14 protein-coding genes are annotated in these 16023 nt (G+C 40.4%); 3 read left to right on the top strand and 11 right to left on the bottom strand.

Features of this window, described 5'->3' with window-relative positions:
- Window positions 1–48: 48 nt before the first annotated feature.
- The 4 genes from G7074_RS19950 to G7074_RS19940 form a co-directional block, all read right to left on the bottom strand.
- Window positions 49–1017 (bottom strand): tryptophan 2,3-dioxygenase family protein, encoded by a 969-nt coding sequence (locus G7074_RS19950; protein ID WP_124559430.1) that lies wholly within the window; start codon window positions 1015–1017, stop codon window positions 49–51.
- A 36-nt stretch (window positions 1018–1053) separates the two neighbouring features.
- The gene (locus G7074_RS27680; protein ID WP_255456747.1) at window positions 1054–1188 is read right to left on the bottom strand and encodes a hypothetical protein; all 135 of its coding nucleotides are present in this window, start codon (window positions 1186–1188) and stop codon (window positions 1054–1056) included.
- A complete protein-coding gene (gene kynU, locus G7074_RS19945; protein ID WP_240916366.1) occupies window positions 1188–2339 on the bottom strand; it encodes a kynureninase in 1152 nt (383 codons plus the stop codon). Before kynU ends, G7074_RS27680 begins: the two co-directional genes overlap by 1 nt.
- 462 nt (window positions 2340–2801) lie before the next feature.
- Window positions 2802–3842, bottom strand: a complete 1041-nt coding sequence (locus G7074_RS19940) for a glycoside hydrolase family 105 protein (protein WP_240916365.1) — start codon at window positions 3840–3842, stop codon at window positions 2802–2804.
- 271 nt (window positions 3843–4113) lie between these two features.
- Here G7074_RS19940 and G7074_RS19935 point away from each other — a divergent pair, with 271 nt between their 5' ends.
- From G7074_RS19935 to G7074_RS19925, 3 genes are all read left to right on the top strand, one after another.
- Window positions 4114–5655, top strand: a complete 1542-nt coding sequence (locus G7074_RS19935; RefSeq protein WP_166210856.1) for a sulfatase — start codon at window positions 4114–4116, stop codon at window positions 5653–5655.
- Between the two features lie 230 nt (window positions 5656–5885).
- A complete protein-coding gene (locus G7074_RS19930; protein ID WP_166210853.1) occupies window positions 5886–6560 on the top strand; it encodes a phosphatase PAP2 family protein in 675 nt (224 codons plus the stop codon).
- Window positions 6557–8095: a glycosyltransferase family 39 protein gene (locus G7074_RS19925; protein WP_166210850.1), complete on the top strand. Its 1539-nt coding sequence runs from the start codon at window positions 6557–6559 to the stop codon at window positions 8093–8095. The genes G7074_RS19930 and G7074_RS19925 overlap by 4 nt, the downstream gene beginning before the upstream one ends.
- Before the next feature lie 143 nt (window positions 8096–8238).
- Here the strand turns inward: G7074_RS19925 and G7074_RS19920 are convergent, their stop codons facing one another.
- From G7074_RS19920 to G7074_RS19890, 7 genes are all read right to left on the bottom strand, one after another.
- Window positions 8239–9243, bottom strand: coding sequence for a metallophosphoesterase (locus tag G7074_RS19920; protein WP_166210847.1), 1005 nt, complete (start codon window positions 9241–9243; stop codon window positions 8239–8241).
- Window positions 9244–9245: 2 nt separating this feature from the next.
- A complete protein-coding gene (locus G7074_RS19915) occupies window positions 9246–10403 on the bottom strand; it encodes a RagB/SusD family nutrient uptake outer membrane protein (RefSeq protein ID WP_240916364.1) in 1158 nt (385 codons plus the stop codon).
- A gap of 25 nt (window positions 10404–10428) precedes the next feature.
- Window positions 10429–10764 carry a hypothetical protein gene (locus G7074_RS19910; protein WP_166210841.1) on the bottom strand — a complete coding sequence of 112 codons (336 nt, stop codon included), beginning with the start codon at window positions 10762–10764 and terminating at the stop codon, window positions 10429–10431.
- 19 nt (window positions 10765–10783) lie between these two features.
- On the bottom strand, window positions 10784–13753 hold the full coding sequence (locus G7074_RS19905) for a SusC/RagA family TonB-linked outer membrane protein (RefSeq protein ID WP_240916363.1): 2970 nt from the start codon (window positions 13751–13753) through the stop codon (window positions 10784–10786).
- A 51-nt stretch (window positions 13754–13804) separates the two neighbouring features.
- Complete coding sequence (locus tag G7074_RS19900; RefSeq protein WP_166210839.1) at window positions 13805–14815, bottom strand: FecR family protein; 1011 nt, start codon at window positions 14813–14815, stop codon at window positions 13805–13807.
- A gap of 59 nt (window positions 14816–14874) precedes the next feature.
- Window positions 14875–15405 carry an RNA polymerase sigma factor gene (locus G7074_RS19895; RefSeq protein ID WP_166210836.1) on the bottom strand — a complete coding sequence of 177 codons (531 nt, stop codon included), beginning with the start codon at window positions 15403–15405 and terminating at the stop codon, window positions 14875–14877.
- A 259-nt stretch (window positions 15406–15664) separates the two neighbouring features.
- Window positions 15665–16018, bottom strand: a complete 354-nt coding sequence (locus tag G7074_RS19890; RefSeq protein WP_166210833.1) for a hypothetical protein — start codon at window positions 16016–16018, stop codon at window positions 15665–15667.
- Window positions 16019–16023: the final 5 nt, after the last annotated feature.

Raw genomic sequence — 16023 nt, 5'->3', positions numbered from 1 at the left:
CGCTCAAGTAACAAACTAAGGTTTATGAGACAGCCTCTTAATTCGACATTAAGGTTTTTCTTTGCGATGACTTTTTAATACCTCCAACACCCAGCCTTTCCCCCATTCTTCCATTTGATCTTCCGTCCACAAAAAGGGGTAAAAAATTCTTTTTTGGAAACGCGGAGGCAAATACTTCTGCCAGTTGGTACCGCCGGTAGCGGCCACATCAACCGGATCTTTCTCCAGATAGCGTACCGCCGATTTGTAATGCGAAAGCGGCCACTCTACATTTACATATAGATCAAGTTTCCTGAGTTCTTCGGCCAGTGCAGATACATCTTCACCTTTGGCTTGCAATTGTAAATACAATGCCGAAAAATTGGTCTGTACCCTTTCATTGGCCAGTTGTAAAAACTGACCAGCGTATTTCTTAATAAATTGTTTTAAGGTTAATGTTTGTTTTCCTGAGGCCAGTTCTGTCGCGCCGAATTTCCAGTAAATGTGTTCAAATTGTGCTTCAATACTGGCATTTGCCAATTCTGTGCGCTTGCTCTTATCAACCAGGCGGTTAAAATCAGTTGCACAAATTTCGATCATCCGGTATTGACCAGACTGGAAACCGCTGGCCGGTAGTAACGACATCCTGAATTTCAGAAATTGTTCTTTATCCATTCCATCTACCATTACCTCAAAAGAAGTGGTTAAGGCATTAAAATAAGCATTAATCCTTTTCACCCTCGTGGTAAAAAATGCAGCAGTAAGTTCGGCGTTTTCGGCAATTTGCCTGCATTCGTGGAGTGTTAATTTAAAATATAACTCCGTAATCTGGTGGTACATGATGAAAATTTCTTCATCAGGAAATGGTGTTTTGGGATTTTGCAGGCTTAAAAGTGTATCCAGATGGATGTAATCCCAGTAAGTTAAAAAATCGGCATAAAGCAATCCATCCAGGTACGAGCACATATCCTGGCCCATTGCGGTATATTTTTCTTCCAGCTTTAGCAGGCGGTCGGTAATTTCAGGAGTCAGTTCCATAATTTCGTTTTTTTAATAAATAGTTTGTTGGTAAAATCAGATCAGCTCTTTACTTATCTTTAATAACACCGAGCCTGTTTTAAAGATATCTTCAAAACTATTGTAAAGCGGAACCGGGCTTAACCTGATTACATTCGGTTCGCGCCAGTCGCCAAGGATATTGTGATCCATTAATGCCTTGAATATTGCTTTGGGATTGTGTTTGGCAATAATCGATAGCTGGGCGCCACGGTCGTCCTCTGTTTCGGGGTAATAATCTGATATTGTTCTTCGCCCAATAATCCATTTATCTCTTTAATGATATAACTCAGGTAAGCCGTTAGCTGCTTGCTCTTTTCCCTTAATGGCTGGATAAACCCTGCTTTTTCAAAAATCTGTAATGATGCATAATATAAGGCCATGGGTATTACCTGTGTGCAGCTTACCTGCCAGCCATCTGCTCCTACCTCGGGCACAAAACCTTTGGTCATTTTAAATCGTTCCTGCTCCTGATAGCCCCACCAACCGGCAAAACGATCCAGACTGGTATCGGTAAAATGCTTTTCATGAACAAAGATGCCGCTTATTCCTCCAGGACCCGAGTTTTGATACTTGTACGAGCACCAGCAGGCAAAATCTACATCCCAATCGTGTAATTGCAGAGGCACATTGCCCGCTGCATGGGCCAGATCAAAACCAACTACAGCGCCTGCCTCGTGGCCCGCTTTGGTAATGGCAGGCATATTGTACCATTGACCTGTAAAGTAATTAATTCCACCAAACATTACTAGGGCAATTTCATCACCATGTTTAGCTATTTCGGCTAAAATATCTGCTGTTCTTAGGGTATATTCGCCAGCTCTTGGGCTCACTTCGATAATAGCATCCTTAGGGTCGTAACCATGAAACCGAACCTGGCTTTCAATGGCATACTGGTCTGACGGAAAGGCACCTGCCTCCATAATAATTTTAAACCTTTTGCCCTTTGGCTTATAAAAACTCACCATCAGCAGGTGCAGGTTAACAGTTAAGGTATTCATTGGCGAAACCTCCTGACTACTCGCCCCCACAATAGGCGCCATGAGTTCTTTCAGGGCCTTGTGGAAAAACATCCAGGGCGTATCGCCTTCAAACCATCCCTCTACGGCAAGGTTTTGCCAGTTAACCAATTGCTGATCGATATATTTTTTTGCTGTTTTAGGCTGAAGCCCTAGAGAATTTCCGCATAAATAAATAAACGGCTTTCCATTTTGCTGAGGAAAGAAAAACTCGTCACGCAAGTGGTTTAACGGATCTTGCTGATCCGTACTTTGGGCAAATGCCAAACTATTTTCAAAAATCATGTTTTTAAAATTACGTATAATGAAACTAAACGATAGCTCGAAAACTACCGGCAGCACGTTGAAATAAAAATAATTAAAATAAACTGCACATACGGCAGTCTTTCAGGGGAGGTCCTGATTAAGAAGGTCTATTGATGATATTTTTTAGAATATTTACCATAAATACGGGAGCTAATGTACCGCAAAAAAATTACTGTAGCAAATATTTAGAATTGGAGCAAAAAAAAATAGCCAGGATAAGCTTGCGCTATTCTTATCCTGGCTTAATGATGTTACAAGTAGCGATTAAAAAATCTAACCACATTTAACTATTTGATGATGAAAAATTGTGTATAAGGGGCTGTAATAACAAGTTCTAAAATGGTTAACTTCTCTTTGGTGTTAACACTTATTTAATCAAAACTTTGCTTCCCTGGTTTAGGTTCAGTTTAAAAAACTCTGTTCCTGCCAACAGAAAAGCGCCTACACCGTACACATCGGTATCATCATACCCCACTTTATCAGGGGCTGCCCCTGCGCCTGTACATAACCCAGCTTTCCATCAGGGTGTACCGAAGTACTTAATGCCGCCCAGGCTTTATCCAGTGTGGTTTTATATTTTCTGTAAGGCAACAGTTTATTATTTACCCCCCAGGCCATAGCGTAGGTAATAAAACCTGTTCCGCTGGTTTCTTTACTCGGGTAGCTCTCTGGGTCTAATAAGCTGGCGTGCCAGGTGCCATCGGCTTGTTGCAGTTTTGCCAATCGGCCCGACATTGCTTTATACAACTTTACAAAACGCTTATAATCCCGGTGACTTTGCGGCATGGTAGAGAGTAACCTCACCAATCCGGCAATTACCCAACCGTTTCCCCGCCCCCAGAACACTTTCGCTCCATTCTTTTCTTTTTTATCGAAATAGCGGCTATCGCGATAGAACAAACGCTCATCCTTATCATATAAATAAGCGGTTGATTTCCACCACAATTCGGATGCTTTATCCAGGTATTTCGCGTCGCCAGTAGCCTGAGTTAAATAAGCTAGTGCCGGAGGTCCCATAAATAAGGCATCGCACCAGGCCCATTCCCTTAATTGAATGCTCTTTTTCCATTCCAACGATTCGGTGTGCGGTAAAATAACCACCGAGTCGGCCAGACTTTTAAAATCGGCAATATATTCTGGTCGCTTGTAAATGCTATAGAGTTCTGAATAGAGCTGGCCAACGCAGTAATCATCGGCAAAATGGCGGTAGTGGCCGATTTTCCATTTATTATCTTCGCCAACTTGAATCAGTTTCTGGTAATAGGTATCCGTATTAGCTAACTTTGCAAATGCCATCATACCGGTGTACATGGCTCCCGAAGTCCAGTCTTTTTTTGGGTTTTTCCAGCCATTTGTTTCCAAAGTCTTCCATTGCCAGTCGGCTACATTTTTCATCTGGGCAAAAATGCTGTCAGGTTTTAACGATTGTGCCTGAACCGAAACTACGTAGCTACAAAGGAACAGGAATAAAATTTTACGCATAAATTGGTTTGTTGAATATATTGGGTTTTGTTATTACGTGAAATAATTATAGGCTATGTTTCTTCTAAAATATGAAGTAATTTATTTACCCCGATAAACAAAACCTGCACAAACGTTTGTTTAAGCACATGAAAGATATTAACTCTAAAATAACCATTCCCAACTAAGCTATTCTGCCAGTTTAATCGTGTATTAATTTAGATAGCCGGTTTGAATCCCTTTAAACAAGTATTAACTTTAGCCATCAAACCAAAATCCATACTAACCAAAAATGAAAAAACTTACCCGCATATTTTATATATTATGCTTTATGGTTTTGCAGCTAAATATTAGTGTAGCCCAGCAAAAGCCAAATATTCTAATTATTATATCCGATGATCATGCCTACCAGGCCATAGGTGCATATGGAGCCAAAATAGCCAAAACGCCCAATATTGACAGAATAGCCAAAGAAGGTGCAATTTTTAATAAAGCTTATGTAACCAATTCTATTTGTGGCCCCAGCAGGGCGGTGATATTAACCGGAAAATACAGTCATAAAAATGGTTTCAGGGATAATGTAAACTACAAATTTGATGGAAGTCAGAATGAATTTGTAAAGGACCTTCGACAAGCAGGTTATCAAACCGGGTGGATTGGAAAATGGCACCTCGAAAGTACGCCACAAGGCTTTGATTACTATAAAATTTTACCCGGACAAGGACAATATTACAATCCTGATTTTATTGGCATGGATGGAAAAACAGAACATATAGAAGGTTATGCCAGCAATGTGATTGAAGATCAGGTAGAAAAATATTTAGATGGCAGAGATCAAAGCAAACCCTTTTGTTTGGTAGTGGGCCATAAAGCTACACATCGTACCTGGATACCCGATACATGTGACATGGGCATGTACGATAAGGTTGATTTCCCTTTGCCGGCCAACTTTTACGATGACTACACCAATCGCGAAGCAGCCAAAATACAAGACATGAGCATCAGTAAAACCATGCAAATGAGTTACGACCTGAAAATGTTATCGTACAGTAAAAACGGTCGAGAGCCCTCGGTTGACCGGATGAATGCCAATCAAAGGGCTAAATTTGATGCTTACTACAAACCTATCGATGCCGATTTACAATCCCGAAACTTATCAGGCAAAGCCTTAACCGAGTGGAAGTACCAGCATTACATGCGCGATTACCTGAGCACTGCAGCCTCCCTCGACAGAAACATTGGCCGCGCGCTTGATTACCTCGATAAGCATAACCTTACTAAGAACACCATTGTAATTTACCTCTCAGATCAAGGTTTCTACCTCGGCGAACATGGCTGGTTTGATAAACGCTGGATTTATGAAGAATCGTTTAGAACGCCTATGGTTATGCGCTACCCCGGCGTGGTTAAACCTGGCACCAAATCAAACAATTATGTATTGAATATGGACATTGCCCCAACCGTACTCGAAGCTGCAGGGGTTACCATTCCTAAAGATATTCAGGGCGAATCTTTTTTACCATTGCTCAATGGAAAAAAAGCAAAAGGACGCGATGCCATTTATTATCACTATTACGAAAATGGCGAACATTCGGTATCGCCTCACTTTGGTATCAAAACCAAACGCTATAAACTTATCCGTTTCTATACACGGGTAAACAACTGGGAACTGTACGATCTGCAATCAGATCCGGGCGAGAACACTAATATTTTCGGAAAGAAAGGATATGAAAAAATTAGTGCTGATTTGATGGTTCAATTAAAAAAACAAATTGATAAATACGAAGATACAGAAGCCGGAAAGATCCTTGCTACACCTTTAGCACCGCATTAATATTAACCAAACATTAGTATTATTTTTATTAAAAAGTCATCCTTTGGTTATGCAGTGCTCCCAAAAAGTTAGATACTTTATGGGAGCTTTTGTTATACTAATTAACAAAGCCGGGATAAATATGCCGCAAAAACATCGAATCCACTAATCATTCCGATGACAATAATATGACGGTTTCTTAACTTTATGATTAACTACGCAAGGTAATTTTGCCTAAAACCTTTCAACAGATGATCAAGCGGATTAAGCGGCTCCCTTTATATTTTACCGGCCTCGCCCTAATCTTATTATTGGCTGCCATAATTTGCTGCAGCTTAACAAAAGCCGAATGCTTTTTTGCCCTAAACAGCTATCACAGTCCTTTTTTAGACCTATTTTTTAGCTTGTTAACCAATTTTGGAGATGGATTATTGAGCATTTTGCTGGGTATTGTACTCCTGATTACTAAAAAGCGTAAAAAAGCAATAACATTACTGCTGGCCTACGCCTATTCGAGCCTGTTGGCACAAATTCTCAAAAAAATATTCGACCAACCCAGGCCCAGATTGTACCTGGAACAATTGAAACTGGATTATACAAATTTCGTAACGGGTATCAACCTTCACGATCACCACTCCTTTCCATCAGGCCATACTACTTCGGCCTTTGCAATGGCTACCGTGCTGGTGCTCGTGCATAAAAAAAGTAAGATTTCTGTCCCCTGCCTTCTGCTGGCCACAGCAATTGGTTATTCGCGTATTTACCTGGCGCAACACTTCCTGCTCGATGTGCTCTGTGGAGCCATGATAGGCTTGTTTGGCGCACTATTGGCCTACAACCAGGTTTATATACAAAAGCTTTTCCGGCCGGCCAAAGCCATCAGGCGACTAAAGAGGTTAAGAACAGCTGAACCCAGGCTGCAATGAAGCTGGCAAAATTCCCGTTAAAGGTTTGGCTGCTCCTTATTTTTATGGCCATCATAAAAATCGCAGTGGCCACATCAATCAACCTGGGTAATGATGAAGTTTACTATTGGACCTATGCGCTAAAATTGCAATGGAATTATTTTGATCATCCTCCCCTTGTAGCCTGGCTTATCAGGGCTTCAACGCTAAACCTCAGTCAGCATTATGAACTAACAGTTAGACTGGGTGCAATTATTTCCTCATCAATCTGTACACTCATTATCTTCCGTATAGGCACACTCCTCAACAACCAGCGCGTAGGCTGGTATGCAACGCTGTTATATTCTAGCTCGTTTTACTGCAGCATTATTGCAGGCACCTTTATCCTTCCCGATAGTCCTCAAATGGTATTCTGGTTATGGGCCGTGTACCTCTTACTAAAAATCAACAGAAGTATTGCTGCAGGAGAAAAAAACCTTCGAGATTGGTGCTGGTTCGGTATGATGGTAGGTTTAGCGCTGCTTTGTAAGGTACACAGTGTGTTCCTTTTACTGGCAATGGCTTTATTAATCCTATTTAAACACCCGAGGTTAATCGGCTACATTGGCATTTATATCGCCGTTTCCATCGCCTGTATCTTTTTCCTTCCCGTACTACTCTGGAACTTTCATCATGGGTTTATCACCTATAGCTATCACAGCGAAAGGGTAAATATCTTTCATACCGGGATTAATGTTTTATCCTTTTTAAGGGAGATTAGCGGAGAGATTTTTTACAACAATCCCATCAACTTCGCCCTGGTTTGGGTTGCAGTCTTAAGTCCGGGTTATAATCAGAATCGCCTTCAGCAACAGGAGAAACAGATACTGCTATTTTGCGCAATACCACTCATGCTAACGCTAATAGTGCTTTCACTTTTCAGAGATACCCTGCCACACTGGTCTGGCCCTGCTTACGCCAGTCTTATCCCACTTGCAGCACTAAAACTAGAGCAATGGTCTAAGGCACGAATACGCCTTTGGATCGGGATATCAGCCGGCTGTTTCTTTATTGTAATAACCACGGGGCTGCTAGTGATCAATTACTATCCGGGAATCTTTTCTGCAAACAAGGATAACCTAAGTTTTGGAAAAGGCGACCCCACGCTGGATCTTTATGGTTGGAAGGAAACCGGTAAAATCATCGATTCTGTTTATCAAAATGAGAATCAGGCGGGTAAGAAAAGGATAAAAACCATTATCATTACTAAATGGTTCCCCGCAGCGCACCTTGATTTCTATGTATGTCATGGGACTGCGCTTGAAACCTATGGTATGGGGGACACGCGCGATCTACACCAATATGTTTTTTCCAATCAGGATAAACACAAACCCCGTTATGGAGAAGATGCTGCCTATATCCTCCCATCCAATCTCTTTGATGAAGCTGTACTGGAAAAAATTAAAAAGGGTTATGCACACTGCTACCCACCGATAGCTGTTCCAATTTACCGAAACGGAGCTATTTGTAAGTATATTTTAATCTTTAGGCTCGAAAATTATCAAGGAAAACTTTGAGTGTTAAAACGAGGAAAGCATTGATTTCATAAAAACAAGATTAATCCCTTTCTATTTGGCCTGGAAATTTTGAAAAAATCACTAAAAAAAAGAATTACCAAAGGCCCTGAATTTTCATCCAAGGCCTTTACAATGCTTAAATATTAAGTTTTCCGTAATGTTGTTTCATAAATATTTTTGCCTGTGTGATCGATGATCTTTGCATTCAATCGGTTCTGATCAATTGAAAAGTACATAAAACCATAAGTTGAGGCTTCAAATTTACTGTAATGTATTCCCGAACTTACAGGGGTGACTTCAGATCCAGCGCCAGAAATAAACTGATGGGTGTAACCACCAGTTGTTAGATGCTGTAAAGAGTGATCATGACCCGATAGGTAAACATCTACCTCATTGCGTTCGAAAATACCGGCAAGCACTTTTCTTACTGCCAGGGTATCATAATTTTTAATTCTTGGGCCAACTGTATATATGGGGTGATGCCCCATAACCATTTTCCATTTCACATCCGGGCCGGCATTCTTCAAAGTTTCATCCAGCCAGGCAAGTTGCTTTTCAGGCTGTTGATCCTGAACCCAGGGCTTGTATTGTTCACTTTCATGGAACTCCGGAATAAGTGGGCAGGTATCAATATAAACCATCAAAACTTTTCCTCCGCCTTTAATTGGTACTTCTTTTGAATAATAACGCGCAGGCATTTTCCACCGTCTGCTAATTTTACTATACCTCACCTGTGCATCGGGATCTGAGATATAATCGTGGTTTCCCAAAATAGGATACCAATCCCATTGCAAAGCAAAATCAGTGTATATATTTTCGAAAGAATAATGCCAAAGTGGGTCGTGTTCGCTTGTTACACCCTTCGGATAAAAATTATCCCCAAGCGAGATAATAAAATCATTAGGATTTTCTGTAGCCCATTTCCCCATCTGTACTGCCACATGCTTTTGATGATCGGCACCGTTTCTACCCCAATCTCCAACCGCCATAAAATGAAGAGGATAATCATCTTTAAGCTCATTTCTAGGTGCAACATCATCACTTTCCAAATGGGTTTGTTGCATTTCGGCAAGCGATTGTAGTGGTGAAAGTACACTTGCGCCAATTGCACTCAGCGCAGTCCCTTTTACAAAATCTCTTCTTTTCATTTTTAGTAACCAGCGTTTTGTTTAAGGTTCTTGTTCAATACAATTTCGGTAGCGGGTATAGGAAAAATATCGCGATAAGCACCTTCATTGCCTGCTTTAAAGCCCCATTTACCCTGGTATTTCCCAAAGCGAATCAAATCATTACGTCTCCACCCTTCCCAGGCCAGCTCACGTCCCCTTTCTTCCAAAATACCATCCAGCGTAATGGCGGTAACCTCAGCTGCTTTAGCACGTACACGCACTTTATTTACCAGTTTAAGCGCCTCAGTTGTAGAACCGCTTGTTCTTAACAGGGCCTCTGCTTTTAAAAGGTAAACATCGGCGAGCCTAAATATGGGCATATCGTTGTTTTGAAAACGCGTACTGCTGTTCGTATTTGGATCAGGATAAAATTTAATGGAACGCACACCCCTCGAAATCCCGTTTACCTCTGCACCAACATCCATTGTTTCGGTATTGGTAAGTACAATTTCGGGTGTAAAGTTCAATTGGGTAGAACCGTTAAGAATTGGTGTAGTACCATCGGCAAGAAATTGTTTGCCGGCCAGCCATGTTGCATTGCGGATATCTCCGGGTAAGTTAAAAGTATCATAAAACTCTTTTAAAGTACATTGTGCATTACTCGGACTGAATGGAAGATTATATTTTGCCCTCAAAGTAGCGTGTAAAGTGTAACGGGTAATTGCATTTCCGGCAGAATAGTTCGAATCGTAAATGGCAGCAAAAATAGTTTCGGTATTGGCACCATTGGTTGGAGAAAAAAGTGTATTGTAATCACCCACTAAGGCCATTGCTGTACCATTGATAATTTTATCGCCATAGGTTATAGATTCGGCATACATAGGTTTACCTATATATTGCTCGGCATTGATATAAAGTTTCTGCAATAGAGCGTAAGCCATCCATTTGGTTGGGCGCCCGTAATATTCTGCAGTTACCGTTGTAGGCGCCGATAAACCTTCCGAAACGGCTAAAAGTTCTTTTTCAATATAGCTAAACACTTCTGCCCTGCTAGCTTGTTTTGGACTTTCTGAGGTGCCAAAGCTGGTAATTGGAACATTACCAAACATATCCATCACATAGAAATAATACAAGGCACGCATGGTACGGATCTCATTTAAGAATTGGGTTTTGGTTGGGCTGTTTACCGACTTTTCCAACAGGTTAAGCACCCTGTTACAATCGCTAATACCTGCATAGCCCATTGCCAGGCCCCTTGAATGATAGGGTGATCGGGTAACCAGTTGTGTTTATGCAAAGTTGGTACCTGCCCTGATCGTAATAACCTCCATTACGTGCGGTAATAATGGCCTCCTCGCTGGTTAATTCGTACATCCTCCAGATATCTACACCGAAGCCTGCATTAAATTTCTGATATACCGTACCAGTAGCCGCTACGAAAGCATCTGGCGTTACCGGAAAGTTTTCGCTGGTAAGCTGCGATTCTACATTCACATCCAGTTTAGTGCAGCCACCAAGGGTTAAGGCCACTAAGGCTGCTACTTTTATATATTTTTTCATGATCCGTTTTTGAATTAATTTATAGGTTAAAGTTTAGCCCAAAAATTGCAGAGCGTGTTTTTGGATAGAAATTTCGGTAATCGATACCTGGAGTTTGACCAGCCATACTAATCTCTGGGTCTACCCCCTTATATTTGGTAATAATGAAAAGGTTATTACCCGATGCATATAAACGCAGGCTTTTGGTACCTGTCAGTTTAAAGGTATAGCCAAGGGTAGCATTATCTAAACGCAGGTAAGAACCACTTTCCAGATAACGGTCTGATACAAACTGTGCCTTGTCATCATTAATAGATTCGGTTAAAGCTTCTTTCGCTATATTGGTTTGAAAGGCATAAATCGGTGCAGTCATATCGGCTAGCGTCGCATTTAGTATTTTGTTGCCATAAACGCCGCGGATAAAGAAATTGAAATCAAACTGTTTATACCTGAAAGTATTGTTCCATCCATACAACAGTTTTGGCTGTGCCGATCCTGTAACCTCAAAATTTTCAAAACCTGTGTTTGCTGTAGAGGCATTTCCGGCTTTATCATAAAACATCGATTTTCCGTTGGCATCTTTGCCTGCATACCTCAAAGTGTAAAACGAGCCCAGCGGTAATCCCTCTCTAATAATCTGATAGCCCAATGCACCCGACTGTCCTCTACCACCTACGTTGGCGGTGTAAAACTCGTTCGCCTGAAATAAATCATTAGAGATCGAAGTAATCTCGTTCTTGTTGTGCGACAGGTTAATGGCTGTATTCCAGCTAAAGTTTTTTGTTTTTACCGGGGTGGTGTTCAATGTAAACTCGATCCCCTTGTTGGTCATGGCGCCCACATTTGCAGTTAACACATTAAATGGATACTGCGTAGTAGATACCGAATATGGTGCAATTAGATCAGTTGTTTTTTTGTTATAAACATCTATTGAACCCGATACTTTATTTTTAAAGAGACTAAAATCTAAACCGATATTTAAAGTGGCGGTGCGCTCCCATTTTAGGTTTGGATTATCATTTTGAGTTGGTCCGATTGCGGTTAACCATTTTCCATTTGAATAAAAGTAAGATCCGCTTTGTGCTCCATAAACCAATCTTGCAGTGTAAGCATCAAAACCTACAGAGTTTCCGGAAACACCATAACCTGCACGTAGTTTAAGGTTATCAACAAAAGATACATTCTCCATGAACGTTTCGCGATCGATATTCCAACCTGCCGATACAGACGGGAACATTCCCCATCTATTGTTTATACCGAATGCCGAAGATCCATCTTTACGAATGGTGGCCTGTAGCAGGTACTTTCCTTTATAATCGTAAATGGCCCTTCCATAAAAGGAGATTAAGCGCAAAGTAGAAATGTAAATGCTACCATAATTTACAACAGTTGAGCCGTTACCATTACTTAAGCCAATGTTGTTCCAAAGCAGATCGTCGGAAACGAAATTCTGTCCTGAAGTTTGAAATCCATCGCCATTACGGTTTTCCTGCCAGGAATAACCAGCCAATAACTTCAGGCCATGATCGCCAAAATTTTTATCGTAGTTAAAATACCCTTCAAAAACCTTTTGTGTGTTTTTTATCGATGAGCGTTCTGCATAACCATTAAAACCCTGTTTTAGCATCGACGACCGATTATTGTAAAGATTCTCATTAATCTGCTCGCTCTGCATCGAAACCATAGCATTAAAATCCAATCCGTCCAAAATATTGGCCTTAACGGCGCCATTAACCAGATAGAGATTCGTTTTGCCTTGAAAGGTATTGTTTTCCAACAAGGCAACCGGGTTATAATACCCACCTGTACCTGTAGTTCTTGATGGGTCTTCGTAAAAACTGCCATCTGCTTTTCTTACACCCACTGTAGGCAGGTAAGTAAACATATTGTTGTAAACCTGGCTCGCAATCCTATCATTGGTAGTATTGCTATTGGTTAGGTTTAAATTTAATTTCAACCGGTTATTTAACAACCTTTGTTCCATATTTGCCCTGGCAATAAAACGTTCCATGCCCGAGGTTTTAATAATCCCCTGGTTATCGAAATAATTAAGGCTTGCACCGTAAGATGAATTTTCGCCACCACCATTAAAATTTAAGTTGTGATTGTGTGAAATACCTGTTCTGGTTACTTCCTTTAACCAATCTGTACTACTTCCATCATCACTAATTTTATCAAGTACTTTGCCATTATCTTTAAGGTAGGTCCTTAGCTCATCTCCGCTAGCCATTTTAATACTGTTAGAAATGGTTTCTGTTGCGGCATAAGCGCTGTACGATAGCTTTCCAAGTCCTTTCCCTGCATTTTTAGTGTTTACCATAATTACGCCGTTTGCAGCCCTCGAACCATAAATAGCGGTTGATGATGCATCTTTTAATACTTCCATACTCATGATATCATCTGGTGCCACCAAATCGATTGATGCACCCGGTACACCATCTATTACATAGAACGGTTCTTGCGCACCCTCCCTAAAACTCGATGGACCACGTAAAATTACTGCTGGTTTATCGGTAGGATTGCCACTTCTGGTAATGTTTAAACCCGCAACTTTCCCTTGTAGTAGCTGTCCTGGAGAGCTAACTACACCTCGATTAAATTCTTCAGGTTTAACCGAGGTAACGGCTCCTGTAATCTGATTACGCTTACTTCTTCCGTAGCCAATAACCACTTCCTGCAAATCGTTAGTTACTTCTTTTAATTTTATACTCAGCGCTATTTGCTGGCCTGCAGCAACAGTATAGCCCGAAAGCGTATCTGTTTTATACCCAACAGCACTAAAAATAAACCGGTACGGACCGCCTTGTGCAAGCTTTGTAAAACCGAATAGTCCGCTACCAGATGATGTGGTAACCATTGATTTAAGTGTTTTTTCATGCTCGGCCTTTATGGTAACCCCCGGAATGCCCTGTCCGGAGATATCCAATACCATTCCTTTCACAGGCTGTTCCTGTGCAAAACTTTGACTTGCCCAACCGATTATGCCAGAGCATAAAATAGTTTTGAGCATTTTTAACCTTCTGCTGTACATCATAAATTGTGTTGATACTGTTTGGTTTTATTAATTGGATTTTTGAATAATAAATTCTTGTTGCGATACCTTATTCAAGGTCATATTATTGATCAGACAGATCGTTTTGAGTATAGCCTCAGGCTCTTCTTTCTCTGTATCAACACTTCCGGTAAAAGTAATTTTGCCAATTTCTTTTTGGTTAGCGCTAATTTTAATTCCATATGCTTCATTCAAAAGGTTAAAAACCCTGCTAAGTGGAATATTTTTCATGGTAATGAAATTGCCCGTTCTTTTCAATATTTCTGTTGGAGGAGCAACTGTTGCAGGTGCTTTGATTAACCGGGTTAAAGCTTCAGATGGATTGTAAAGTAAAGTGGTACCCACATCAGATATATAGGCAAGTGGCTTTTTGGTTCTGGTATTGGCTACCACAATTTTACCGGTATGGAGTTTAACCGAGATATTATGCCCAATGGTGCTAATGGTAAATGAGGTACCCAAAGCTGTAGTTTTCAAAGCCCCCGAATAAACACTAAAAGGCCTTTCTGTATTTCTTTTAACCTTAAACTTTGCTTTGCCTTTTAAATAAACATCACGAAACTTTTGATTAAATAGCTTTTCAAATTTGATGGTCGAATGTGGATAGATACTGATTAGTGAAGAATCGGGCATTTTATATGCAATGATCGTTCTGCCGGAATTACTAACTATTTTCCATGCGTTGCCAATCAGCTGCGTGTTCACCTTGCGATTAACATAAACCTGTTCTGGTTGAACATGTTTGGTATTTAGACCAATAAACAAGGCAATACCTAACAATACTATAACACAAGCTGCAGATAAATACTTTGTAAATTGAACAATCTTAATTTTTAACGTCTGCTTTCTTTCCTGTTTTTCGGCAATATGACCAAGAATGAAGCTCCGCATCTCTTCAGATTTAGCTGCAGACAGTTCTTCTTCATTACTTTTAAATGATTTCCATTCCTGATCACTAAATTTTTCACGAATGAATGTTTTGGCTTTTAGCTTACGCCTATCTCCCTTTTGTGGTTTCATATAGTTATTACGTACGCCGCAGGCTTTACCCTTACGACTTAACAATAACTTAATATGCGCTAAAGTAATACGGTAAACATGTAGTGTTTTAGCCGGGAGAGCACTTTTCCGATATGACTTTCAACAGTTCTGGTAGAGATGCCAAGCATTTCGGCTATTTCGGCATAAGACATCCCGTTTTCCCGGCTTAAATTAAAAACCATTTTGCGCATAGGGGGCATCGTCTCAATTTCCTGCTCGAATCTTTTGAGCAGATCCTTACTCTCAATCATCTTCATCAGGTTATCGGTAAATGGATATTGCGCAGATCTATTGTTGTATTTTAGCCTTGTCGATTCTTTCCGCAGCTCATCAATCATCACCTGCCTGGCCATCCCAAAAAGCTGAATATCTAAATTTATTGTTTCGTTCAGATTACTTTTTTTCTCCCACAAACGGATAAAACAGAGTTGAACTACTTCGGTAGCAATATAATCAGATTGTGTTTTCTTAAGCACAAAACCGTAAATCTGCTTGTGGTAGCAGGCATAGGCCTCGTTAAATGCAGCAAGATTTTCTGATTTTATTTCTAAAATGATGTTTTTATCCATGAATGCGGCAAAATTATCCACTTTGCAACCCCAATAGTTTAATTTAATATTATGGTTATGTAAACTTTCATGATACTGATGTAGTGTATATTTCAGTAAAATCAGCAGGGCGTTTGAAAACTTCGCTTATTTTTTTATTCAGTTTTTCTATTTTCTACTATGGGGTTAAAAATGGAAACGCCAGAGATATCCATCTCTGGCAGTAACCACCTAACTTTTTCAGATCTTCCGGATCTGTAAATTTAGCATCTATGAATAATTATTTTTCTGGCTGTGGTCTGGAAACGATAGCCTGAGGGGATTGAATAGCTATATTTTGCTGTCTTTTCATTATAGATCTTTTATGTTTTTTAAGCTCAAACCTAATCTGGCACATCCCGTTTTCATAAGCAGCTATTTGTTTATCTAATTCATTTAGGAGATTTAGATAAGTCCTAAACTGTTCGTGCATGCCTATTCTTTTCCCTCTGATGTAATTAAGTTCTTTACTTAGGGGTACCACCAAATGATTACAATTTTTGGCGTAAATGCTAATTTCCAACTCCAATGCATCCTCAAGATCGATGGCGAGTGCCAGGAGCTGCTTATGCCTGCTTTTGCTAATTCCTTTCATTTACC

This window comes from Pedobacter sp. HDW13 (genome assembly GCF_011303555.1).
Taxonomy (GTDB): Bacteria; Bacteroidota; Bacteroidia; order Sphingobacteriales; family Sphingobacteriaceae; genus Pedobacter.
The sequence above is the reverse complement of the archived record's forward strand: the minus strand, read 5'-3'. Positions and strand labels throughout refer to the sequence as shown.

What these genes read in the sequence shown, in the direction of transcription:
- G7074_RS19905 (WP_240916363.1), bottom strand. Translation starts at nt 13,753, where the DNA reads ATGCTCAAAACTATTTTATGCTCTGGCATAATCGGTTGGGCAAGTCAA.
- G7074_RS19890 (WP_166210833.1), bottom strand. Translation starts at nt 16,018, where the DNA reads ATGAAAGGAATTAGCAAAAGCAGGCATAAGCAGCTCCTGGCACTCGCC.
- G7074_RS27680 (WP_255456747.1), bottom strand. Translation starts at nt 1,188, where the DNA reads ATGGATCACAATATCCTTGGCGACTGGCGCGAACCGAATGTAATCAGG.
- G7074_RS19895 (WP_166210836.1), bottom strand. Translation starts at nt 15,405, where the DNA reads ATGGATAAAAACATCATTTTAGAAATAAAATCAGAAAATCTTGCTGCA.
- G7074_RS19930 (WP_166210853.1), top strand. Translation starts at nt 5,886, where the DNA reads ATGATCAAGCGGATTAAGCGGCTCCCTTTATATTTTACCGGCCTCGCC.
- kynU (WP_240916366.1), bottom strand. Translation starts at nt 2,339, where the DNA reads ATGATTTTTGAAAATAGTTTGGCATTTGCCCAAAGTACGGATCAGCAA.
- G7074_RS19910 (WP_166210841.1), bottom strand. Translation starts at nt 10,764, where the DNA reads ATGAAAAAATATATAAAAGTAGCAGCCTTAGTGGCCTTAACCCTTGGT.
- G7074_RS19940 (WP_240916365.1), bottom strand. Translation starts at nt 3,842, where the DNA reads ATGCGTAAAATTTTATTCCTGTTCCTTTGTAGCTACGTAGTTTCGGTT.
- G7074_RS19920 (WP_166210847.1), bottom strand. Translation starts at nt 9,243, where the DNA reads ATGAAAAGAAGAGATTTTGTAAAAGGGACTGCGCTGAGTGCAATTGGC.
- G7074_RS19900 (WP_166210839.1), bottom strand. Translation starts at nt 14,815, where the DNA reads ATGAAACCACAAAAGGGAGATAGGCGTAAGCTAAAAGCCAAAACATTC.
- G7074_RS19935 (WP_166210856.1), top strand. Translation starts at nt 4,114, where the DNA reads ATGAAAAAACTTACCCGCATATTTTATATATTATGCTTTATGGTTTTG.
- G7074_RS19925 (WP_166210850.1), top strand. Translation starts at nt 6,557, where the DNA reads ATGAAGCTGGCAAAATTCCCGTTAAAGGTTTGGCTGCTCCTTATTTTT.
- G7074_RS19950 (WP_124559430.1), bottom strand. Translation starts at nt 1,017, where the DNA reads ATGGAACTGACTCCTGAAATTACCGACCGCCTGCTAAAGCTGGAAGAA.